This is a genomic window from Fructilactobacillus sp. X3R2C1 (genome assembly GCF_059901235.1).
On sequence record NZ_JBWXVA010000003.1, the window covers coordinates 63,322 to 85,475 of the forward strand.

Consider the following 22,154-nt stretch of genomic DNA (forward strand, 5'->3'; position numbering starts at 1 on the left):
ATTTCCTCCTAGACGTTGAACCTAAATTCTGCAATGTCTCCATCATGCATGACGTAATCCTTACCTTCAACCCGCAATTTCCCGGCCTCTTTAACGGCATTTTCACTTCCGTATTTATCTAGGTCTTCAAAGGACATAATCTCAGCTCGAATAAAGCCCCGTTCAAAATCAGAATGGATAATTCCAGCGGCTTGAGGTGCCTTAGTGCCCTTCTTGAAGGTCCAGGCTTTGGTCTCTTTGCCACCTGCAGTAAAGAAGGTTTCCAGTCCAAGCAATTTGTATGAAGCACGAATCAACTTATTTAGACCAGGCTCACTAACCCCCTCAGCCTCAAGAAAGTCAGCTTTATCATCATCACCTAGTTCAGCGATTTCCTGCTCGGTTTCGGCAGCAATTCCAATTGCCTGCGCACCGTGTTTTTGAGCATAGTCTTTAACCATTTTAAAGTACTTGTCACTTTCTGGATCCGCCATCGATTCTTCGCTGATGTTAGCGACATACAAGACGGGTTTAGAAGTCAAAAGAAACAATCCCTTAACGATCTTCTGCTCATCTTCATCAAAATCAATATCGCGGACAGCTCCGCCATCTTCAAGTACTGGTTTAATCTTGTTTAAAACATCTAGTTCTTCCTTGGCTTCATCTGAACCCTTTGCTGCTCTTTGAACTTTTCCAATTCGTTTATCAACGGCATCTAAATCAGCAATTCCAAGTTCGACGTTGATCGTTTCAATATCGCCAATGGGGTCAACGGTTCCCGTAACTGAAGTAATATTGTCATCATCAAAAGCCCGAACAACGTGGACAATGGCGTCCACTTGACGAATGTTTTCAAGAAACTTGTTTCCAAGCCCTTCACCTTTACTAGCACCCTTTACAATCCCCGCAATATCGGTAAATTCAAAAGTAGTTGGTACCACCTTTTTAGCCGGGATTAACTCCTGAATCCGGTCCAGCCGTTTATCTGGCACTTCTACCATTCCTACGTTTGGATCAATCGTTGCGAAAGGATAGTTAGCCATTTCAGCACCAGCTTTTGTAATGGCATTAAAAAGTGTTGACTTACCAACGTTCGGCAACCCAACGATTCCCGCTGTTAAAGACATCCTGCTTACCTCTTTTAATTAATTTCTTCGTGTTTTTCTAGTATTTTCTTCAAACGTTTCTCAAATTGTCGTCGACTGATCATCACAATGTGACCACATCCCATGCACTGAACCTTAATGTCAGCTCCCATTCGAATGATTTCCCATCGATTGGTGCCACAGGGATGCTGTTTCTTCATTTCAACGATATCATGCATTCCATACATAAAAATATCCTCCCTAGTCGAGATGAATATCCAATAGGTCTAAAATTCGGTTCAAATCTTCATTTGACATATAATCAATCTGGATTTGTCCCTTACCAAGCTTAGAATTGGTCTCATTAATCAAAACTTTAGTTCCAAATTTATCTTGAAGCTGGCCCTCGCTCTCTTTAATGTAGGGAGACTTGGACTTTTTCACTGGTCGTTTACTCTTGGTTGAGTGAGCCTTATTAGCCTTGGCAATTAACTTTTCTAACTGTCTAACCGTGAGGGTTTCATCCTTAGCCTTAGCAGCTAAATTCAAAAGTTGTGATTTTTCTTTGACTGATAAAAGGGCCCGGGCCTGCCCCATTGAAAGTTGCTTTTTTTGCAGCATATCCTTAACGGATTGTGGCAACCCCAACAAACGAAGATAATTGGCAATGTAAGGGCGGCTCTTACCTAAACGCTCTGAAACTTGTGCTTGCGTTAAATTCAGTTTCGTCATTAAAGTATCGTACGCTTGAGCTTCTTCTAGCGGATTAAGGTCCTCACGCTGTAAGTTTTCCATTACAGCGATTTCCATCATCTGCTCTTCGGTGGCATCACGAATGATTGCTGGAATTTTAGTTTTCCCAGCAGCTTTAGATGCCCGAAATCGACGTTCACCAGCAATAATCTGGTAATTATGATTATCGACATCGTGGCGCACAATAATTGGCTGAAAAACTCCTGATTCTTTAATGGACTGGGTTAAATCGTCAAGAGCCTTCTGATCAAATTTCTTTCTTGGTTGATAAGGATTAGGCGAAATTTCGGTTAGGTCAAGATCAACAACTGCTTCGTCATTACTATTAACGTCATTGTCCTTAAACAATGCTTCAATTCCACGTCCTAATCCCTTACTATTTTTGTTGGTCATGGGCAGCTAACACTTCCTTTGTCAATTCCATGTATACTTTGGCGCCTTTTGATTTGGCATCATAGTCAATGATCGGCAGTCCATGACTGGGAGCTTCCGATAAACGAACGTTTCTGGGGATGACGGTGGTGTACACCTTATCCTTAAAAAACTTTCTAACCTCACCATTGACTTGTGCTCCAAGATTAGTACGGGAATCAAACATAGTCAATAACACTCCCTCAATCTTGAGGTTGGGATTAAAGTGTTTCTGTACCAAACCAATGGTATTAAGTAATTGGCTCAGTCCCTCTAAGGCGTAATACTCAGACTGAACCGGGATCAAAATCGAATCACTGGCAGTAAAAGCGTTAATCGTGATTAATCCTAAAGAAGGTGGGCAATCAATTAAAATGTAATCGTACTTGTCAGAGACACTCTCAAGTGCCGTTTTCAATCGAGTCTCACGCGCCATCATGGGGGTCAACTCAATCTCTGCTCCAGATAATTGAATGGTAGCAGGGACAATATCGAGATTTTGATGAGCTGAATGTAGAATAACGTCTTCGATCGGCTCTTCATTAACTAAAACATCATAAATATCTTTATTAATTTTTTGCTTACTAAGACCAACGCCACTAGTGGCATTTCCCTGGGCATCGGCATCAACCAGCAGGACTTTCTTGCCCTTTGTGGCTAGGTCAGCCCCCAGATTAACAGCAGTCGTGGTCTTACCAACGCCACCCTTTTGATTTGCAAGCGATATAACGGTTCCCATGTTGTTCCCTCCTTCTTACTTGATCGGATCCTTATTTGGAGTTCCAGCTTTTCTTGGATACTTCTTTGGTGTCTTGGTGATTTTATCAATGACAATTATATTTCTTACTTCATCGTTTTCCGGTAATTTAAACTCAAAGTCACTTTCGACTTTACCACCTAAAGTTGTAATTGCCTTCTGAGCTACCTTTAACTCTTCTGGGGCTTTAGCAGCCTTTAGGGCAATTAATTTGCCACCAATCTTAACTAATGGAAGGCATAATTCAGACATCACACTCAACCGCGCTAGTGCTCGTGCCGTTGCAAAATCAAACTGTTCGCGATCCTTCGACCGCTTTCCACCAAATTCCTCGGCACGAGCATGAACAAGGCGCACGTCAGTCAATCCCAGTTCACTAACTAGTTGTTTCAAAAAAACAATCCGCTTATTAAGTGAGTCCACGATGGTGACCTCTAAATCGGGATTAATAATCTTAAGTGGGATTGACGGAAACCCTGCCCCCGCACCAACGTCTACAATTGACCTTGGCTTTTTAAGCTCTGGTATGTAAAAAACGGGAGTAAGTGAATCGTAAAAGTGCTTTAAATACACGTCGTCACGTTCAACGATGGTCGTCAAATTCACCTTTTGATTATAGGACACTAAGAGTTCGTAGTACTTTTTAAACTGTTCTACTTGAAAGTCCGATAGTGAGACATTGTGTTTTAACAATGCCGCTTTAAATTGTTCTGGATTCATTTACTTCTCCTATGTAAAACAAACAATTGGAAACTAATTAAAGTTAAACCAATTTAAATTAGACCCTTTATTCATTATAACGAAAATTTAAAGATTTCGTTACCAAAAAAAGGAAAAAAGTCACCGAGAAATTTACCCCGTTCCGTTTAATCTGGCATCTTTTGAACTTCAGACTTAAACCAGTCATTAAACGCTTGGGCGTCAATGTCAACGGCAACCTTAGCATTGGTTTGACCATGATGATAAGCACCACGAATATCACCAACGGTGGCGCCATTGGCGGGTCCACTAGTTTGAATATCAATCCACATCTCTTCAGTAGTAAGTAATTCTGGGTGTAACAGGTAGAAAATCGTATTAACATCGTGCATGGCCACGCCTGCATTACTTTGATCCCCATCACTAGTGATAATGGCAGAGAGCATCTCTCCCGCTCGATTCATTTCCTTAATTTCAGCTAAAGTTTCGTTAGTAAGAAGAGCCTTCTTGGTCACATCAAGTCCAATCATCACAATTGAAACACCACTTTGATACATTATTTTGGCCGCATCAGGGTCAGTAAAGACATTAAATTCAGCGGCACTGGTCATGTTACCACATCCAAGTGCTCCGCCCATGGCAACAATCCGCACTAACTTGGCTTTTACTTCTGGATATTCAGACAGTAGGAGGGCAACGTTGGTATAAGATCCCGTTGCGACCAACGTAACTGGTTCTTCACTGTTCATAATGTGATCATGAAGGGCTTTCACCGCGGTCATTTTCAATGGTTTTGGCAGTTTACCCGTAAAATCATAACCGCGCATCCCAGATTCACCATGAATCCGAGCTGCATCTTCAAACGGCTTTATTAAGGGATTTACGGCCCCACTAGCGACTTTGACCCGCTCACCATCATGAAAAAAATTAATAATTTTAAGGGCATTAATCGTCGTTTTATCAACCGTTACGTTTCCAGCGACGGTGGTCACCAAGTCCACATCCAGTTTTGGCTCATTGAGTGCCACTGACAAAGCTGCTGCATCATCAATTCCTGGGTCCATGTCCATAATAATTTTTTGCATAATATCCCTCCGTTTTAAATCCGTCGTTATTAGTCAAGTTTACCACACGCATAATTGAATTAGCTGCTTCAGCTTAAAAGCAATCAAAAAAGAGACGGCCTAAGCTGTCTCTTTTTTTAAGTATGGAAGTAAACTTATTGATGGTCGTTTTACTCGATCAAGGATTCCTAATCCATCTAGAACCGTTCCGCCAATCACACTTACTTTATTAACATCTTCAATGTGGCGATCAGTTGATTGGTTATCATACAACATTACTGGTAAAATCTTGTAAGTCGATAATCCATCCTGGGTTTGTGAATCACCAACTCGACTTGAGGTAACAATCAACAAGTCATCATCCTCTAAAGAATCCATCAACTCTGATAACATGACATCAACTTTCTTCAGTTCCGATGAGAATTGATCCAAATCACCCTCCATAGCGGAGGTCTGAAGATCTGGAACTTGAACGTAAATAAAACCGCTCCGAACCTTTTCCAGCTGATGATTTAATTCAACAAAAGCAGAGGTATTATCGGGTACCTGAATCCGTCTGGAAAAGTCCTGAACCTGAAGATATTCCACAAACCGGGAAATGATCACGGAACTCTTTTCCGCTTTATAAACCTCTTCAAAGACGCTTGACACACGTGAATTAACGGCACAATCAAACATTTCTCGCAGTCCGGATGCGGGTCGATTAACAACGGAATTAGTTCGAACTAATCCGTAAGCGCCCTCGGGATTGACTTCATCTGATGAAGAACGCTCCCCATCAAAAAAGATGTTAAAAAGGCCCAAACGCCGAAGCGATGGTAAATCTGACTTTGAGGATTGATTCAAAACGTGTGAAAGGATGTTATCGCTTGAAGCGTTAAGTTGTTCTGCTTCATTGTCCGAGCGTAATCCGAGTGATGCTAAATCCACAACAATTACCCTTTTATAACTCACGTTTTCATCTCCCATGCGACTTAATAAAATTTAATTATATTCTATAATGCAATAATAAAATGCCCATGTCAATTGACTTAGCAGTAAAATGATAGTATCACAATTCACAACCGAGGTTTAAAAAATGAAATCAATTAATGAAGACAACATCATATTATTAGGTGACTCGTTAACTCGTGGTTTTGACGGAGAAAAAGATTTAGTGCACAATTGGCCCTATTATTTAGGTCAAATTTTACCATTTAACTTCATCAAAAACGCGGGCCAAAATGCCGGGACCATTACCGGAAATTGTGAGCTGGACTTAACCTATCAGGTTAACCACAACAATTTTGGTGACTACGACATCGCCACGATCTTTTATGGTACCAACGATTTTGCCCACCGCTACGATACTTTAGAAGTCGTTAAAAGGATGTTAAATGAAAACATCCAGCAAATCAAGATCGAAAATCCGTCCATTCAAATTCTGGGAATCCTTCCATTGAACCGCTTCGATGGTGGCACCGATAACTACAACATTGAGGGACTTGCCCACTACACGTTTGGGCAGCTCCTTTGCGGCTTAACCACCGTCTACCGCCAAAATAACATTCCGTATCTGAACTGGCGTAAGGTGGCACCGACCATTGTCGACGACGATAATTATAGAACAAGACTACATGACCATCGTCTTCACCCTAATTCGACTACTTACAAAATGATGGCCGAAATCATTGCCAAATTTATTAAAGCAAACGTCAACTAAAAGGAGCCATAATTGGTTTCCTTTTTTATTTAACCTCATCCAGACCCTTAAGTTTGAGTTGATTATTAACATCTTGCTTAACATCAGCCCGATAATTGGTCGTTTTTGACGCTTTTTGGCCCTGATCGTTAGTTGAATCAGTTTGAACCGCAAAGTCAACGGTGGCTTTCCCCTCACCAGTACTTGTAACCTTTTTAACGTTTACCTTAATTTGAAGATCTTTAACATCTGGTTCATGATCCTTTTTCGCAATCGTAATCATCTGATTATAGGCTGGGTTACTTTTTCCTCCAACAAAGTTTTGGTCGTAGTGAACTTGATCAGCTGACTTTTCGTCAAAAACGTCATGGTTCAGTGGCTCCCACACGGCTTTAAGCAGACCAGTTGCTGCCTTTTTATCAACGAGCTTTTTAAACGGGAGTTTGATCTCAGAGTGATTATTCTTCATCCCGAGGTACTGAACATCACTTTTCATTGGTTTGCCGTCAACACTCAGAGTGGCCCAGATTGATGAATCATCACCAATGGGTAAATTATTGACCTTCGCCTTGCCGTTTTCACCAATTTGAGCAACCGGATGATTGTCAACGTAGACGATGGCGTTTGGGACACTTTGAAGCCCAAACGAAACCACGTTAAACGTCAGGTGCGCCGTATCAGATGACTTCATCAGACTAAACTGACCGGAAGTCTTAAGCTGTTTACCACCAGCCGTGGCAGTCGCCTCAATCTGATGAACTCCCGGGATGAGTGACTTCACGTTCAGTTCTCCATTACCATCCGTTTTACCTGCCTTGTTTCCATCAATTGTCACGTTGGCTTCTGAAAGATTGGTCTTAATTTTAGGATCAATTGGTTTAACTACCAGTTGATAACGTGGAAATACCAGGAAATTCTTCCCCGTTTGTTTATAAACCAAGTTGTTTTCAGCCACTTTCTTACCGTTAATCTGCATCTTGAGCCGATTAACTGCTTCGGAATTTTGATCGAAATCGTTAACAAGGGGTTGAAGGGCATCTTCACTTGGAGTACCCGTTTGCCCGTCAATTTTGATTCCAGCAATCACCTGCTTTTGTTCGTGATTACGCAGAGCATTCACCAAGCGGTCACCACTGGCTTTTTTTGAGTAATACTTTGTCCCGGAAACTCCGATCACAATCACGATGATAATTTCCAACACGAGTAAAAAGGCCAGGAATTTATGTGATTTACGTTTTTCTGCCAATCTAATTTCCATCCTTTTATAATATTGAGGAAATCATAACATACACCAAACAAAAAGAAACGTAGCACAGAATGCTCGTTTCTTTTCTAAATTACTATTAATCGTTATCGGTACTATCCGATACTTTCTTAACTGACTGGTTACTCTTGATGATAAACGGAAGATCATCAGAATCATCACTGCCAGGATTTTTGACCAAGATGGCATTGTATTCAAACGTCTGGTGACGAACCGAACTATTGCCATCATCGTCATTGTTATCGAAAGTATAATCAACCTGATAGGTGACTTGCGTCTCCCCACTATCATAAGGTGCGACCGATTCGGTCCTTTCACTAGTTTCAAATGACTCAATTTTATCGTTGTCATTATAACTTTTGACCATCTTAAGCATATCCTGACAAGCAGGACTACCATTTCCACCGTCAAAGAAATGGGAAATATCAACGTCGTTACCGGCACCACTCACCTGAGTCCAGAGCGGATTCAAGACCTGATCAGCCTGATCTTTCGTGGCAATCCCATCAAACTTCGGTTCAATCGTGTTGTTATTATCACTGTCTTTTAAATTATAGGGTTTACTCTGAATTAATTTACCGGACTTGCCCTTCATCTGAACTTGAACGTTCATGTTCGTACTAAATGGGTAGTCAGAAAGCTTAAAGCTCCCATTGTCACCAATCGTTCCAACCTTCTTGTTTTGAATCAACACGTCTGATCCTGGTTGCCCCTTCACTGTAAAGGTGATAATTCGAAGTGGTAAGGACGCTGAACTGGCACCATCAATCCAGTCGAATTGACCATTATTGTGCAATTCACGGCCATTGACTTTTCCGGCAGTGGTAATGTTATAAAGGCCTGGTGCAAGTGGCCCAATCTTCTTAGCCTTTTGACTGCCCATGTTGCTGGTAATTTGCTTGCCGTTCACACTCAACGAGACGCCATTCAGGTTAGTGGAAATACTAGAATAAACGGGTTTGACCATCAGTTTATACTTAGGGAAAACTAACCAGGTGTTACCCTCCTGCTTAAATTGCAGGTTGTCGGTCACCGGATTATCGTTATCGCGCATGAACTGACTCCTAAGCTTTGATAACTGGTCCTTATTACTAGCATAATAATTAATGGTTGGCTTCATCGCTTTCCCACTAATCTTAAAGTTCGGGTCGTTTGTTTCCGACACATTGGCTAAATTCTTTTCCTGATCATTCTTAATTGCTGAGATGACTCGGTCGACTTGATTAGCTTTTGAATAGTAATTCTTTCCAAAGAAGTAACCACCGATAAGTACCACTACCAAGACCACCACAATTACCCAAATCACTTTAGTAAGTGGTTTCATCTTCTTTTGCTTTCGCGGACGATTAACGTTACTTGTCTGACGCAGGGGTCGACTCCCTGATGTCTTGCGACTTGGTCCTGCTTGACCTTTTGGTGATCCATTAGGAGTTAGTTTATACCCACAATTGGGGCAGAACTCATCATTTGCATTAATTCGGTGTCCACAATTGGGACAAAAAGACGCTTCTTCACTCATTTTGACTCCTCCTAGTATCCCTGCCCAAAGTTAGCAGCAAAGTTGTTAATGATCTCTTGAGTCAGCGTTTGAAGTTGAGAGCCCAGGCTATTACCCAAAATAGCTACTAGGACAGCGGAAATGATTGCCACGATAACCGTTACAATCAATAAAACATAGAAACTATCAATCGACCCAAAATTCTTAGAAAAGAGCATTTCATAAATTAACGCCCAACCCGAAATGGTGATGGCCAAGTCGACCACGTAGAGACCAATTAAAAATAAAATCCCAGCGGGCATCACTGCGGATAGGAGCAGGCCCACTAACAGTAAAATAATTCCAACGTTTAAAAATTTACCGTACTCATTCGTATAATCACTGAGGCTCATATTGTTGTTCATAATGAAGTGAACACCGACATAGCCTAAAATCCAAGCTAACAGACCGATTACGGCAATAATCAGTCCTAGTCCCATAACGCTCGTGTTAATGACGCCATCCATCTTATGAATAAGTGAGTATGGAACTGATTCAGAGGCCAGTCCGCTCTTCATTCTCATTGCTAAAATAAACGAAACTAACCAGGTCAAAACGGCGAAGATTCCAAGTGAGATATATCCCAGATACTTCTCACTAGCAGCCTCATATTTGACTGGATGTTTAATCGATTCAATGAAATAATTAAACACGCTGGTTAACCCGTTAGAAACGTCAGCCTGTGAATTACGGGGCTGTTGCTGCTTTTTTGTTTCATTATGTACCTTATTACTGCTTGTTTGACTGTTGCCAGTCAACTTAGTTCCACACTTGACACAAAACTTTGCGCCTGGCTTGTTATTAAAATGACAATTAGGACATTCATTCATATTAGTTCCTCCAATTAAATAAATATTAAGATTTTCTTACGTTTACATTATCACATACTGATTAGCTCAATCAAAGGGCTAAGGCACATAAATAAAAAAATCAATTAATTAAGGCATCGGATATTGGTCATTCAGGCATTCTCGTTTATCAAGTTCCCTCAGTGTTTGTGAATCTTGATAAACTACAATCCCACCATTTGATTATTTAACTTATTTAATTATAATTATTATAAGATAATAAAGGAGGCGTGCTTATGATTCATTGTACTGGAAACGATGTTTTTATAAATGACCAAAAATTATACAATACCGTGCAAATGGAGATGCAGGATTCCCATAACTTTTACGAATTTGCCGTCCACATTGCTTATGCCCTAGAAGGTAAAATGGCTGTTAATGACATTGCCAAAATCGTGGAGGCCGCTAGTAACAACCACTTAAAGGTCACCGAAACCATTAACGTTTGTCCTAAAGCTCTTCAAGAAGCACTCAAAAAATCACAGTACCTATAAGAAATTCCTTAGCTTGGATGGGCTAAGGAATTTTTTTGGTTTCAGGTGATGTTATCTAAAACTCATTTGAAGTAATATGATTAGTATCACTGATTAAACTTCAAACTACTATTAATGGAGAAAAAATGAAAAACAAACGCAACGTTCTACGAAACATTAACGATCTCATCTGTGGCATTGCCCTGGTCATTGCCATCATGTTCGCCCACTTCAATATTTTACTAATCACGGTCTTAATCGTTTTTATTGATGAACTCTTATGGGGCATGTTCGGCAAAAACAAGAAGACTACGTGGTATTTAATTGCCGCGATTATTGGTTTAATTGGTGCCATCGGTTACAACTTCATCTAAAATAAAAAAATACTAGGACAATGTCCTAGTATTTTTGAACTAATTTAAATTAGCATTTTTTCATTTCAGTTTGGCTGACCCACTGATGGTTAACGTATTCTTTGCCACCATTAGTTGGTTTGAAGGTTACAGCATAGGCAGGACCGTCACAAACTTTAACAATCTTCCCCTTAGCGCCCTTCATGCCGGGCATGTGATCAGCTTCAACGGTGACTTTTTCGCCCTTTTTCAAGGTAGCACCTTGTTTATCAGCCTTAAGTTGGTCTTTAGTAACAAACTCATGATTTTTAACTTCAGCCTTACCATCGGTTGGCTTGTAATCGATGACATAAAGTGGTGAATCATATGCTCCGGTAACTTTAGCCTTAGCACCTTTCATTCCTTTCATGTGGTTAGCTGATAGTTTAACTTCAGAACCAACCTTAAACTTAGGATTTTTAGCGGCAGCTAAGTCAGTTGGTAGGTTCATCTTATGCTTCATTTGCATATTCATGTCCATTGACTTATCGCCCTTGGTTTCCTTCATGTCTTTTTTACTCATTGTTTTTTCGCTACTGCTACTCGACATATTTGATGACGAACTGGACTTAGAACTACTCTTGCTTTCTCCACAACCAGTAAGTACCAATCCCACACTAGCTACGGCAGCTAACGTAAATAATGTTTTCTTCATTTTCATCTTTGAAGAGCTCCCTTGATATTTTTATGATGTTTCAACTGCTAAGATAGCACCGTCGACACCAAAAAGTTACTAAAATGACTTACCGTAAGTATATTTTAAGATTCTTATAGATTCCTTCAAAATTAAGTAATATGTTTGCACATTTAACCCTAAAAGTTCATGCTAAATATATATAATCTTATGTTTGTGAGGTGAAAATTAATGGGTACAGAAAGTTTAATCATTTCAATTGTTGCATTAGTTGTGATTTTGATCATTCTAATCGCTCTAGCATGGTTGTTCTACAAGTTCCTCGGTGGTAGAGACAAGGCAGCCTGGAAATCATCAATGCAAATGGCATTCACAATTGCCTTTGGAATCATCGTTGCATTCATCGTAATGGGATTGTTCAAGATGATCGTCGCAGCCATTGCGGCCATGATCGGTATGCAAGGCGGAATGATGTAATTTACTAAAATAATGCCAAATGGCATTATTTTTTTATTATCACGGTCAATTCAAGAGGAACAACAATAATGAGAGTAAGCATTTTGCAACACACTTCTGATGAGGGACCCGGAGCAATCTCCGACTGGATTCATCACAACCATTACCAGATGTTCGTTTATTATCCTTCTCAGTTTAAGGTGCTACCAGACGCTGGTACAACCGACATGTTAGTAATCTTAGGCGGCCCAATGAGCGTCAATGATGACACAAACTGGATCAAGTCCGAACGAGAACTAATCAAACGGATGATTAGCCAAAGAAAACCAGTCTTTGGCGCCTGCTTTGGTGCCCAACAAATGGCCAAAGTTCTAGGAGCTTCCGTCTTTGACTCGCACACTAAGGAAGTTGGGTTTGCTCCCGTCTACTTAAAAACAAAACTCATCTCCGGATTATCCAACCAACTAGAAGTGCTCCACTGGCATGAGGAAACGTTTCAGATTCCAGATGGTGCCTCGTTATTGTACTCAAGTGATCAACTCGTTAATCAGGGATTTGTAAAGGATAACCTCGTTGGCCTCCAGTTTCACCTTGAACCCAACCACGATAACGTCACCGAAATGGCAATTAACGACTACCCTTACCTTACCGGGTCCGTTTTAAGTCAGTCTAAAAACACCATCATTAACCACCCAATTTCAAAACAGAACCATCTCGATTTATTCAAGATTTTGGATTACATTGCAAACAAATAGCACCCACCTAGAAAAAGTGGATGCTTTTTTGATTTTATTTAAAAGCAAAGTACTTAGAAACAAAGTAATTAATCACAATGGCCATGATTTGTGTTCCAACCACACAGATAAAACTGTTAAACAACGTGGGACTCCCAATCAACCCGTGAACAACGGGAAGTTGGAATAGCCAAGCCGAATAGTTTAAGTGATCTAAAAATAAAATCTTAATGAAAAATTGCGGAAACTTATCGATCATTACGTAAGTCATCAAAAAGTCAAGGACTAAAACAAACAATCGTCCCGAAACAAAGTTAACGATCTGAGCCTGAAGTGTCTTGGACTGCGTTCCACTGTTAAAAACAAAGTATTTGTTCACCACAAAAGCAAACGCAATCGACAGAACTTGGGCAATTAAGACGGGAGTAAAATCACTGGTAAAAATCTTCATCGAAACGAATCGACTGACAAAGTAAACCAGGGTGGTCATGGCTCCCCAAAACAAGTATTCAATTTTTTCATCAAAAACTAATCTTTTTACGATATCTAAGTAGTTAGTAGTATTAGCGTCGTTTGTATCATTCATGATATGCATCAAACCCCTTCTTAGTCATTTTATCACAATCAATTAAGTTATAAATTTGTGATTTCCTTAAAACTTAATCTTTTCGGTCGTGTTAAAATAAAACCAATCATTAACGAAGGGAATGGACGTCATGGATTTAAGCACGTTTATCTGGCTCGTCATAATGATGGTGGTCGTTTTCGTAGTAGTAACCATCATTACCGTCTTAGTGAGTCTTCATCGCGCCAAAAAACGACAGGAAAAAGAGAACCGACATTCTGATTCCAAGTAGCTTAGTTACGTGAAAACGTTAAAGTTACGATTATCAGCCATAAAACTGTATAATGAGTGAAGAAAGAGAAGCGTGATTTTTAATCGGGATGGTGCCATGAATCACATTGTTTTAGTGACTGAAAAATTATCATTAGCACTTAGTTTCAACCAAACCTTTAATGACAATGGGTACTTTGTCGACGATTTATACGATGTTTCAAGCCTACTATCATCCATTCAAAAGTACGAAGAACAGGCCATTATTTGGGACCTAAGTACCGTTGCAGCTCAAAAGTTGATCGAGCTTATCCCTAAAATCCGCCAAAAGGCCTCACTTCCAATTCTCGCTCTGGGAGAAAAAAAGGACGAGGGCATCGTTGATCAATTATTTAAAGTTGGCATCGACGACTACATCATCCAACCATACAACGCTGACGAAGTCATGCTCCGGATGAAGCATCGTGCGCGCTTCTACCAAGACGAAAATAATAGTCTAAAGCAGGAAAAAAATAAGAAGGTCAAACCACGATTTCACTTTTCTGACATCGACGTTGATTTAGATCAGAAGGTTGCCACCAAAAACGGTACTTCGCTCCGACTAACGCCTAAAGAATTCAAGCTTTTAGAGTACTTTCTGACTCACCCTAAACGGATCCTGAGTCGTGAACAAATCCTAAACGGCGTTTGGAACGATCTTTACATTGACCAGTCCTCGCGGATGCTTGAAATGCACATCAGTCATCTAAGGGACAAGATTGAACCTAATCCCAAAGAGCCCGTCTTAATCAAAACGATCCGTGGCTTTGGTTATGAATTTGAAGCGAAATTAAATAAACAATAATAAATGACATCTAAACCATTAACGGGCTTGGATGTCATTTTATTTGTTTTTCATTTCATTATTTTGAATTTTGACCACCTGCTGATAGGCATTATCCATCCACTCCAAGTAGTTTTTATCTTCAGGAATCGTTTCGGTCAATTTTACAACCGGCACATCATGATCCTTAGCTAACTTGACGAGGTTCTTGACCATTTTACTGTCAGCCTGCGTGTTATCAACAAAGAAAGCAATCCGATGGTGAGTGATATCATCCCTGATGTTTTGAATACTCTTAGGTGACGGGTCAATCTCCTTCTCGGTCGCATTGGCAAAATCAGGGTCATTTGCCTTGTATCCCATGTACTGGAGGGCATCATCGAAAACCGGTTCACTGACGTCGACCTTGCGATTTAACTGGTAATCGTTCAGATTATCTCGTGCCTTTTCCGCCTGCTGCTTAACTGGTTCATATTCTTTTAAATACCGCTTGGCATTATCATGAAAATAACGTTTGTGATTCGGTTGTTTTTCACTATAGACGTCTGCCAGTCGGTAGACGAGCTTACTAACGGTGTCAGGATCATACCAAATGTGCTCGTTATCTCCATCTTTTCGGTTCATCACCTTTGAAACGTTGACAACCGACGTCTGATCACTTCCATTCTTTACCAGCTTTTTCATCCAATCGTCGTATCCAATGCCATTTTCAACAACCACGTCTGCTCTTGCAACTTGATTCGCATCACTCGTTGAAGGATCAAAATCGTGTGGGTCACCGCTTCCCTTAATAATCGGCTGAACGCTCCCCTGATTTCCCAAAACATTTTTCGCAATTTGACCATAAAAATTAGTTGAGGTAACCACTCTCAGCTTATGGTTGGCCCGTTCATCTCCTGATTTTTTGCCACAACCAACTAGCACGATGACACAAAATAAGATTAAAATTGCTGTTATACTTAACTTAAACTTTTTTATCATTGTTTTTCTCCTTTGAAACATCATCCGAAGTTAAGTTGACCATCATTAAACAAATAATACTCACTTAATATAACACTGTTATCTTAAATTGAGCAATCAATCCACTGGAGGAATTTTCATGGCAAACGTTCGTAACCAGGATAAAACCCATTCCCTATTACTAGAGGCCGGGTTTAAGGCCTTTCTAAAAAACGGGTTTGATAAGACAAAGATTCGTGAAATTTGCCGAAACGCTAACCGGACAACCGGTTCCTTTTACAAACACTTTGAATCAAAGGATGCGATTCTAGATGAAATTCTTAATCCCTTTATCAAGCAATTAAAAGACGAATATGAGAATCAGTTTAATCAGGGAATGGCTAAAATCAGTCCAGCCAGCGTTCAAACGGTGTGGAAACAAAACATTTTGAATATGAATCCAATCATCCACACCCTTTACGCTAATCCGAAGTATAAGGAATTAATTCTTTTTAAATCAGAGGGGTCGAAGTACGACAATCTAGCCGAAATGCTAACGAAATACTTTACCCAAAAAATTGCTAACGCCATTGGGATCATGCAAGAACGTAACATCATCACTGTTAGCTTTAAGTTTAACTACCAGGAACTGCATTTTCACGTGTTCTCGTTTTATGCTACTTTTTGTGACATTTTGAAACATCGGTATAACGAACAAGAGGCCATCATGCTGTGTAACAACCTCTACGACTTCTTCTATCCGGGATGGATGGCATGGCTGTCCATTTAGTTTGTTTTTAATAACACCGTTATTTAAGACCCCCCTTCAAGTACTATTGAAGGGGATCTTTTTGGCTTTACCAAACATTTACATAAAAAGACCGTAAAATTTACTTAACATTTACATTCACCTTATATACTTGGTTCGTAAACAAAATAATGTCCATTTAAACCAAAGGAGATTTCGTCCATGTCATTAGGCAAAAAGAAAAAGGTTGCATTGATATTAACGTGTGGACTGCTGGCGCTGGGACTCGCCGCGTGCAGATCATCATCTTCTTCCACCAAGGCCAAAAACGGTAATAAGATTACCGCCGTTGGCTCCACGGCACTTCAACCACTGGTCGAGCAAGCGAGTCGGGAGTATCAGGTTAGTAACCCGAAAGTTAACATTAACGTCCAGGGTGGTGGATCTGGAACTGGTCTAAGCCAAATCCAACAGGGAGCCGTTAATGTTGGTAATTCAGATGTCTTTGCTTCCCAACAACCAGGTGTTACTGCTAAAGATTTAGTTGATCATAAGGTTGCCGTTGTTGGAATTGCCCCGGTTGCCAATAAAAAAGTGGGAGTGAAAAATCTCTCAATGAAACAACTTGAACAAATCTTCACTGGTAAAGTTACCAACTGGAAACAGGTTGGCGGAAATAACGTCAAAATCGTGGTGATTAACCGAGTCGAAGGAAGTGGGACAAGGATGACCTTTGAACAATCCGTTTTAAAGGGCAAAAAAGCCGTCAACGCTCAGCAACAAGACTCAAACGGAACGGTGCAACAGATTGTCTCATCGACTCCCGGTGCGGTTAGTTACCTCTCGTTTCCATATTTAAACAATAAAACGCAAAGTATTTCCATCGATAAGGTGCAACCAACTGACCCCAACGTGGAACATAACAATTGGAAAATCTGGTCGTATGAACACATGTATACCAAGGGCAAGCCCACTGGAACCACCAAAAAATTTATTGATTACATGCTTTCAGATCATGTTCAACAGAAATTAGTCAAGCAGATCGGATACATTCAAGTTAAAAACATGAAATTTGAAAAGAATGCTGAAGGTCAAGTTCAAGCGGTTAAATAATTATGAAAGTGGTTTTTATATGAATGACATTAAAGAAAAATTACTGAAACCATCAAAAGAAACTCATCAAGATAAGGTTGGTCATTTTATTAGTCTCATATGTATTGGCCTGATCGGCATCCTCGTCATTACCATCCTCTTCTTCATCACCACCAAGGGACTGGCGACCTTTACTTCCGATCACGTCAGTATCATCGATTTCTTCACTAAGGGGGACTGGAATCCCAGTCAAACGGGACCAAATGGAAAACCAGAAGTTGGAGCACTTCCAATGATCGTCACCTCATTTGCGGTCACCCTACTATCTGCCATTCTTGCCACCCCATTTGCGATTGCCATGGCTCTTTTCATGACCGAAATTGCTCCCAAACGAGGGCAAAAGATTCTGCAACCAGTAATCGAATTACTCGTTGGAATTCCATCCGTTGTCTATGGGTTTATCGGCCTAATGGTCTTGATTCCCATCGTTAGAACGATGTTTGGAGGGACCGGTTCTGGGATTTTACCAGCTACCATCGTTTTGTTCGTCATGGTTCTTCCGACCATCACCTCAATGTCAGTCGATGCTTTAAAGGCCGTCCCACGAGACTACCGGAGTGCTGCTCTTTCACTCGGAGCCACTAAATGGCAAATGATGTACAAAGTGGTCTTACGGGCTGCCACTCCGGGAATCCTTACCGCGATGATCTTCGGAATGGCGCGCACCTTTGGTGAAGCACTAGCCGTTCAGATGGTCATCGGAAATGCAGTCCTCATGCCAACCAGCTTGACAAGTCCAACTGCAACTTTAACCAGTCAACTGACGACCCAAATGGGTAATACCATCATGGGAACGTTGCCTAACAACGCCTTATGGACATTGGCCTTAGTTTTACTAGTAATGTCACTAGTATTCAACGTCATCGTAAAACTAATTGGAAAGAGGAGTGCATTTAAAAAATGAAAATAAATGCCAAAAAAATTAATAAGTTCGCCATTGGGACCATCTGGGCTTTAGTCGTAGTCGTAGTTCTGATCTTAATCTTCCTACTCGGTTACATCCTCATCACCGGTCTACCCGATATCTCGTGGAAGTTTTTAACCACCACGTCCAGTTCGATCAGTGCCGGCGGTGGAATTAGAGATCAGCTCTTTAATTCCGTCTACCTGCTAATACTGACGATCATCATCTCGCTGCCAATTAGTCTTGGGGCCGGAATTTACCTGGCAGAGTACGCCAAGGACAACTGGCTCACAACGCTCGTTAAAACGGCCATTGAGGTTCTAAGTTCATTGCCTTCCATTGTCGTTGGTCTGTTTGGATACTTGGTGCTAGTAATCAAGTTTCAACTTGATTACTCCATTCTGTCAGGAGCGATTGCTTTAACCATCTTCAACCTGCCACTCCTTACCAGAAGTGTCGAAGATTCCATCGAAGAGGTGCCAAAGTTACAAAGAGAAGCCGGGTTATCGCTTGGACTCTCCAAGTTTAAAACCATTACTGGAGTTGTACTACCTCTCGCGATCCCGGGTATCATTACCGGTGTCATCCTTAGTTCTGGTCGAATCTTTGGAGAAGCCGCCGCCTTGATTTATACTGCTGGTCAAAGTGCGCCAATCGTAAGTTACACCAACTGGAATCCTTTCAGTCCCAGCAGTTTCCTAAATCCCATGCGTCCAGCTGAGACCCTTGCAGTTCATATCTGGAAACTAAATACCGAGGGAATTGTTCCAGACGCACACGTTGTTTCAAGTGGCGCTTCAGCGGTTCTTATCATTGTTATTTTAGTCTTTAACCTGTCGTCTCGGTTCTTAGGTAACTGGGCTTACCGCAAGATGACTGGGACTTCTAGAAAAAAGCGAGGTTAAAACATGGCTCAACAAAATTACGATTTAGACCACCATCAAATTATTACACCACCAGGAGAAATGGCCCTTGAGACCAAGGACATTAACGTTTTCTACGGTAAAAAGCAAGCTACCTTTGATGCTTCACTGGCGTTTTCAAGGTTCAAAATCACGGCTCTCATTGGAGCCTCTGGATCTGGCAAATCAACCTTTCTTCGCTGTCTTAATCGAATGAACGATGGTGTGGCGAACGTTACCGGTAAAATCATGTACAGAGACGTAGACATTAACCAAAAAAAATTAAACGTCTACGTCCTTCGAAAAAACATTGGCATGGTCTTCCAACACCCCAACCCCTTTGCCAAAACCATTCGTGAGAACATTAAATTTGCGCTTAGAAAACATGGCGTAAAAGATCCACAGGAACTTGATCAACGAGTAGAACAAAGTCTAAAAGCCGCTGCACTATGGGACGAAGTCAAAGACAAGCTGGATACAAGCGCCCTTGAATTATCTGGTGGACAGGCTCAAAGGCTCTGTATGGCTCGTTCAATCGCCATGCAACCTGACATCTTGTTGTTAGACGAACCAGCGAGTGCTCTTGATCCCATTTCAACCTCTAAGATTGAAGAAACGCTTCTAGAGTTAAAGAAAAAATATACGATTATCATCGTGACCCATAACATGCAACAAGCCGCCAGAGTCAGTGACTATACCGCCTTCTTCCATCTTGGACACGTCATGGAGTACGCTAAAACAGCTGACATTTTCACCAGACCACAGGTCAAAGCCACTGAGGATTACATTTCCGGCAACTTCGGTTAAGGAGAAGTAAATGACAACTAAAACGGAACCAAAAGAGATTATCAAAACTGAAAACGTCAATTTGTACTATGGAAAGCGAAAAGCGTTGCACGACATTAATTTAAACTTCAAACAAAATGAGATTACCGCCCTAATTGGACCATCTGGATGCGGAAAGTCGACATACCTCCGTTGTTTAAACCGAATGAATGATCTTATTCCAAACATTACCATCACGGGAAGCTTCACGCTCAATGGTCACAATATTTATGGTCCAAAAGAAGACATCGTGGAACTCCGAAAAGAAGTCGGAATGGTTTTCCAGCAACCCAATCCCTTCCCCTTTTCCGTGTACGATAATGTCACCTTTGGCTTAAAATTAGCTGGCGTTAAGGATAAGCAATTATTGGACGAACGCGTTGAAGAATCTCTAAAGCAGGCGGCTATCTGGGATGAAGTTAAGGACAAACTTCATAAAAGTGCGCTTTCATTTTCTGGAGGACAACAACAACGAATCTGCATTGCTAGACTCTTGGCCATTCAACCAGACGTGATTTTACTGGATGAACCAACGAGCGCGCTCGACCCTATTTCGAGTCAGATGATTGAGGACACCCTCCTAAACATCAAGGACAAGTATACGATCATCATCGTGACTCATAACATGTCGCAAGCTTCTCGAATCTCAGACAAAACGGCGTTCATGCTGAACGGTCGACTAGTGGAAGTAGGCAAAACCAAAAAAATGTTTATGAATCCTGATAAGCAAGAAACAAGTGACTATCTCAACGGAAAATTTGGATAAGGAGAATGACTATGGGAGCATTATTTGATGATGAATTAAAGAAACTTAAAGGACACTTCATGGAAATGGGATTTGACAGTAGTGAACAAATCTATCAAGCCACCAAATCTTTCATTGATCATGATAAGGACCTCGCACGCAAAATCATTGCGGAAGACCCCAAGATTAACAACGAAGAAATGGATTTAGAGAAACAGTCCTTACAACTGATCGCACTCCAGCAACCCGTTGCCAGTGATTTTCGTCAAATTATCAGCATCCTAAAGGCCAGTACCGACATTGAACGAATCGGCGATCACGCCAATACGATTGCCAGAGAAACCATTAACGCCAAGGGCCATGAACGAATCCCGGCGGTCGAAAAAGTCATCAGTGAAATGACTGAACAAGTCCGTTCAATGTTAGAACAGGTACTAGAGGCCTTCTTTGAGGGCAATGCCTCGGAAGCAAAGGAAATTGCTGACCAAGATGAATCAATTGACAAGTATTATCATTCCACCAGAAAGTTAGTAACTGAATCCCTGAAAAAGAACAGTAAGACTGCACAAGCTGCCCTAAGTTACCTAATGGTCATCCGATTGCTAGAGCGGATCGGTGACCACGTCGTGAACCTCGCCGAATGGTTAGTTTACAATCAAACCGGCAAGATGGTCGAACTAAGTCACAGCACCAATCACGATGAAGAATACTTTGAAAACAACAAGTAACAAAGAAACCACCCTGATATTTCTATCAAGGTGGTTTTCGCTATTTATTGATTACTGGTTCGCTCAAAGAAGTCCAAAAACAACTGTTCCTCTTTTGGATCGTTTTGCCACAATAATTCTGGGTGCCACTGGATTCCCATGATACTAGCATCATCATTTTCAACCGCTTCGATGACACCGTCAGGAGATTTGGCCGTGACGGTCAAACTATTTCCGACCTTTTTTAGGCCCTGATGATGAATTGAGTTCACCACCGGATGGTTTCCAACGGAATGGACCAACTGGCTTTTGGCTTTCACTTGCACCTCATGAAAATTATGCTTTGGATCGTCGTGTTTCACGTGTTGCACGTTAGACTTGGGTAAATCAGTGGCAATGTCTTGATAAAGACTACCACCAAAAGCTACGTTTAATACTTGAAGCCCCCGACAGATCCCTAAAAGTGGTTTTCTCCGGTGCACCATTTCTTTAATCAGTCCCATTTCCCACTCATCATGGGGTCGATAGTGCGCATCGTCTGGTTCGACTGATTTTTCGTGGAATAATTCCGGTTGAACATCTTGACCACCAGGAATAATTAGGCCGTCAACTAAGTCAACGTATTCGGAAATCATATCAAGCTCAGCCATGGGAATAATAACAGGCAGAATGCCGTGTTTTTGCAGTAAATCAATAAAAACTTGAGCAGTATAATTGGCGTAATCAAGGTTATAGTTAGGCGTCTTAATCCGGTTAACGTTTGCCGCAATTCCAATTCTCAAAATGAACCCCTCCATTACAATTTAG

Annotated in this window: 28 protein-coding genes; 14 read left to right on the forward strand and 14 right to left on the reverse strand. The window is 41.0% G+C overall.

The window, feature by feature from the left end:
* Window positions 1-8: 8 nt before the first annotated feature.
* From ychF to AC6UDB_RS04230, 7 genes are all read right to left on the reverse strand, one after another.
* Window positions 9-1,106, reverse strand: coding sequence for a redox-regulated ATPase YchF (ychF, locus tag AC6UDB_RS04200; protein ID WP_500695788.1), 1,098 nt, complete (start codon window positions 1,104-1,106; stop codon window positions 9-11).
* 14 nt (window positions 1,107-1,120) lie between these two features.
* Window positions 1,121-1,312, reverse strand: a complete 192-nt coding sequence (locus AC6UDB_RS04205; protein ID WP_500694024.1) for a DUF951 domain-containing protein — start codon at window positions 1,310-1,312, stop codon at window positions 1,121-1,123.
* Between the two features lie 13 nt (window positions 1,313-1,325).
* On the reverse strand, window positions 1,326-2,210 hold the full coding sequence (locus tag AC6UDB_RS04210; RefSeq protein WP_500709224.1) for a ParB/RepB/Spo0J family partition protein: 885 nt from the start codon (window positions 2,208-2,210) through the stop codon (window positions 1,326-1,328).
* Window positions 2,194-2,967: a ParA family protein gene (locus AC6UDB_RS04215; protein WP_500694026.1), complete on the reverse strand. Its 774-nt coding sequence runs from the start codon at window positions 2,965-2,967 to the stop codon at window positions 2,194-2,196. The genes AC6UDB_RS04210 and AC6UDB_RS04215 overlap by 17 nt, the downstream gene beginning before the upstream one ends.
* 15 nt (window positions 2,968-2,982) lie before the next feature.
* Window positions 2,983-3,705, reverse strand: a complete 723-nt coding sequence (rsmG, locus tag AC6UDB_RS04220) for a 16S rRNA (guanine(527)-N(7))-methyltransferase RsmG (protein WP_500709225.1) — start codon at window positions 3,703-3,705, stop codon at window positions 2,983-2,985.
* Between the two features lie 146 nt (window positions 3,706-3,851).
* On the reverse strand, window positions 3,852-4,769 hold the full coding sequence (gene rihC / locus AC6UDB_RS04225) for a ribonucleoside hydrolase RihC (protein ID WP_500709226.1): 918 nt from the start codon (window positions 4,767-4,769) through the stop codon (window positions 3,852-3,854).
* Between the two features lie 99 nt (window positions 4,770-4,868).
* On the reverse strand, window positions 4,869-5,702 hold the full coding sequence (locus AC6UDB_RS04230; protein WP_500694029.1) for an alkaline phosphatase family protein: 834 nt from the start codon (window positions 5,700-5,702) through the stop codon (window positions 4,869-4,871).
* A gap of 124 nt (window positions 5,703-5,826) precedes the next feature.
* On the opposite strand from AC6UDB_RS04230, the gene AC6UDB_RS04235 reads away from it, so the two are divergent.
* Window positions 5,827-6,450 carry an SGNH/GDSL hydrolase family protein gene (locus AC6UDB_RS04235; RefSeq protein WP_500695793.1) on the forward strand — a complete coding sequence of 208 codons (624 nt, stop codon included), beginning with the start codon at window positions 5,827-5,829 and terminating at the stop codon, window positions 6,448-6,450.
* Between the two features lie 25 nt (window positions 6,451-6,475).
* On the opposite strand, the gene AC6UDB_RS04240 is transcribed toward AC6UDB_RS04235, so the two are convergent.
* The 3 genes from AC6UDB_RS04240 to AC6UDB_RS04250 form a co-directional block, all read right to left on the reverse strand.
* Window positions 6,476-7,675, reverse strand: a complete 1,200-nt coding sequence (locus AC6UDB_RS04240) for a zinc ribbon domain-containing protein (protein WP_500709227.1) — start codon at window positions 7,673-7,675, stop codon at window positions 6,476-6,478.
* A gap of 97 nt (window positions 7,676-7,772) precedes the next feature.
* Window positions 7,773-9,212 (reverse strand): zinc ribbon domain-containing protein, encoded by a 1,440-nt coding sequence (locus tag AC6UDB_RS04245; RefSeq protein WP_500709228.1) that lies wholly within the window; start codon window positions 9,210-9,212, stop codon window positions 7,773-7,775.
* 11 nt (window positions 9,213-9,223) lie between these two features.
* Window positions 9,224-10,060: a DUF6574 domain-containing protein gene (locus tag AC6UDB_RS04250; protein WP_500709229.1), complete on the reverse strand. Its 837-nt coding sequence runs from the start codon at window positions 10,058-10,060 to the stop codon at window positions 9,224-9,226.
* Window positions 10,061-10,314: 254 nt separating this feature from the next.
* On the opposite strand from AC6UDB_RS04250, the gene AC6UDB_RS04255 reads away from it, so the two are divergent.
* The gene (locus AC6UDB_RS04255) at window positions 10,315-10,572 is read left to right on the forward strand and encodes a hypothetical protein (RefSeq protein WP_500694034.1); all 258 of its coding nucleotides are present in this window, start codon (window positions 10,315-10,317) and stop codon (window positions 10,570-10,572) included.
* 125 nt (window positions 10,573-10,697) lie between these two features.
* Window positions 10,698-10,925: a hypothetical protein gene (locus tag AC6UDB_RS04260; protein ID WP_500694035.1), complete on the forward strand. Its 228-nt coding sequence runs from the start codon at window positions 10,698-10,700 to the stop codon at window positions 10,923-10,925.
* A gap of 49 nt (window positions 10,926-10,974) precedes the next feature.
* Here the strand turns inward: AC6UDB_RS04260 and AC6UDB_RS04265 are convergent, their stop codons facing one another.
* Window positions 10,975-11,604 carry a YdhK family protein gene (locus AC6UDB_RS04265; RefSeq protein WP_500694036.1) on the reverse strand — a complete coding sequence of 210 codons (630 nt, stop codon included), beginning with the start codon at window positions 11,602-11,604 and terminating at the stop codon, window positions 10,975-10,977.
* A gap of 204 nt (window positions 11,605-11,808) precedes the next feature.
* Here AC6UDB_RS04265 and AC6UDB_RS04270 point away from each other — a divergent pair, with 204 nt between their 5' ends.
* Window positions 11,809-12,054: a hypothetical protein gene (locus AC6UDB_RS04270; RefSeq protein WP_500694037.1), complete on the forward strand. Its 246-nt coding sequence runs from the start codon at window positions 11,809-11,811 to the stop codon at window positions 12,052-12,054.
* A gap of 68 nt (window positions 12,055-12,122) precedes the next feature.
* Window positions 12,123-12,788 (forward strand): type 1 glutamine amidotransferase, encoded by a 666-nt coding sequence (locus AC6UDB_RS04275; protein WP_500709230.1) that lies wholly within the window; start codon window positions 12,123-12,125, stop codon window positions 12,786-12,788.
* A gap of 34 nt (window positions 12,789-12,822) precedes the next feature.
* On the opposite strand, the gene AC6UDB_RS04280 is transcribed toward AC6UDB_RS04275, so the two are convergent.
* Complete coding sequence (locus AC6UDB_RS04280) at window positions 12,823-13,362, reverse strand: GtrA family protein (RefSeq protein ID WP_500694039.1); 540 nt, start codon at window positions 13,360-13,362, stop codon at window positions 12,823-12,825.
* Between the two features lie 121 nt (window positions 13,363-13,483).
* On the opposite strand from AC6UDB_RS04280, the gene AC6UDB_RS04285 reads away from it, so the two are divergent.
* Together AC6UDB_RS04285 and AC6UDB_RS04290 are read left to right on the forward strand one after the other, a co-directional pair.
* Complete coding sequence (locus tag AC6UDB_RS04285) at window positions 13,484-13,624, forward strand: hypothetical protein (protein ID WP_500695801.1); 141 nt, start codon at window positions 13,484-13,486, stop codon at window positions 13,622-13,624.
* 96 nt (window positions 13,625-13,720) lie between these two features.
* Window positions 13,721-14,446, forward strand: coding sequence for a winged helix-turn-helix domain-containing protein (locus AC6UDB_RS04290; protein WP_500709231.1), 726 nt, complete (start codon window positions 13,721-13,723; stop codon window positions 14,444-14,446).
* A gap of 39 nt (window positions 14,447-14,485) precedes the next feature.
* On the opposite strand, the gene AC6UDB_RS04295 is transcribed toward AC6UDB_RS04290, so the two are convergent.
* Window positions 14,486-15,406 carry a metal ABC transporter solute-binding protein, Zn/Mn family gene (locus tag AC6UDB_RS04295; protein ID WP_500709232.1) on the reverse strand — a complete coding sequence of 307 codons (921 nt, stop codon included), beginning with the start codon at window positions 15,404-15,406 and terminating at the stop codon, window positions 14,486-14,488.
* A 118-nt stretch (window positions 15,407-15,524) separates the two neighbouring features.
* Here AC6UDB_RS04295 and AC6UDB_RS04300 point away from each other — a divergent pair, with 118 nt between their 5' ends.
* The 7 genes from AC6UDB_RS04300 to phoU all read left to right on the forward strand — a co-directional run bounded on the left by AC6UDB_RS04300 (window position 15,525) and on the right by phoU (window position 21,368).
* A complete protein-coding gene (locus tag AC6UDB_RS04300; RefSeq protein WP_500709233.1) occupies window positions 15,525-16,154 on the forward strand; it encodes a TetR/AcrR family transcriptional regulator in 630 nt (209 codons plus the stop codon).
* A gap of 180 nt (window positions 16,155-16,334) precedes the next feature.
* Window positions 16,335-17,225: a phosphate ABC transporter substrate-binding protein PstS family protein gene (locus AC6UDB_RS04305; RefSeq protein ID WP_500709234.1), complete on the forward strand. Its 891-nt coding sequence runs from the start codon at window positions 16,335-16,337 to the stop codon at window positions 17,223-17,225.
* A 19-nt stretch (window positions 17,226-17,244) separates the two neighbouring features.
* Window positions 17,245-18,168 (forward strand): phosphate ABC transporter permease subunit PstC, encoded by a 924-nt coding sequence (pstC, locus tag AC6UDB_RS04310; RefSeq protein ID WP_500709235.1) that lies wholly within the window; start codon window positions 17,245-17,247, stop codon window positions 18,166-18,168.
* A 2-nt stretch (window positions 18,169-18,170) separates the two neighbouring features.
* Window positions 18,171-19,073 (forward strand): phosphate ABC transporter permease PstA, encoded by a 903-nt coding sequence (gene pstA, locus AC6UDB_RS04315; protein WP_500701305.1) that lies wholly within the window; start codon window positions 18,171-18,173, stop codon window positions 19,071-19,073.
* Window positions 19,074-19,076: 3 nt separating this feature from the next.
* The gene (gene pstB, locus AC6UDB_RS04320) at window positions 19,077-19,877 is read left to right on the forward strand and encodes a phosphate ABC transporter ATP-binding protein PstB (protein WP_500709236.1); all 801 of its coding nucleotides are present in this window, start codon (window positions 19,077-19,079) and stop codon (window positions 19,875-19,877) included.
* A gap of 10 nt (window positions 19,878-19,887) precedes the next feature.
* Entirely contained in the window at window positions 19,888-20,661 is a 774-nt protein-coding gene (gene pstB / locus AC6UDB_RS04325; RefSeq protein ID WP_500695808.1) for a phosphate ABC transporter ATP-binding protein PstB, read from the forward strand.
* An 11-nt stretch (window positions 20,662-20,672) separates the two neighbouring features.
* Window positions 20,673-21,368, forward strand: coding sequence for a phosphate signaling complex protein PhoU (gene phoU / locus AC6UDB_RS04330; RefSeq protein WP_500709237.1), 696 nt, complete (start codon window positions 20,673-20,675; stop codon window positions 21,366-21,368).
* A 44-nt stretch (window positions 21,369-21,412) separates the two neighbouring features.
* On the opposite strand, the gene AC6UDB_RS04335 is transcribed toward phoU, so the two are convergent.
* Window positions 21,413-22,129 carry a gamma-glutamyl-gamma-aminobutyrate hydrolase family protein gene (locus tag AC6UDB_RS04335; RefSeq protein WP_500709238.1) on the reverse strand — a complete coding sequence of 239 codons (717 nt, stop codon included), beginning with the start codon at window positions 22,127-22,129 and terminating at the stop codon, window positions 21,413-21,415.
* Between the last annotated feature and the right edge of the window lie 25 nt (window positions 22,130-22,154).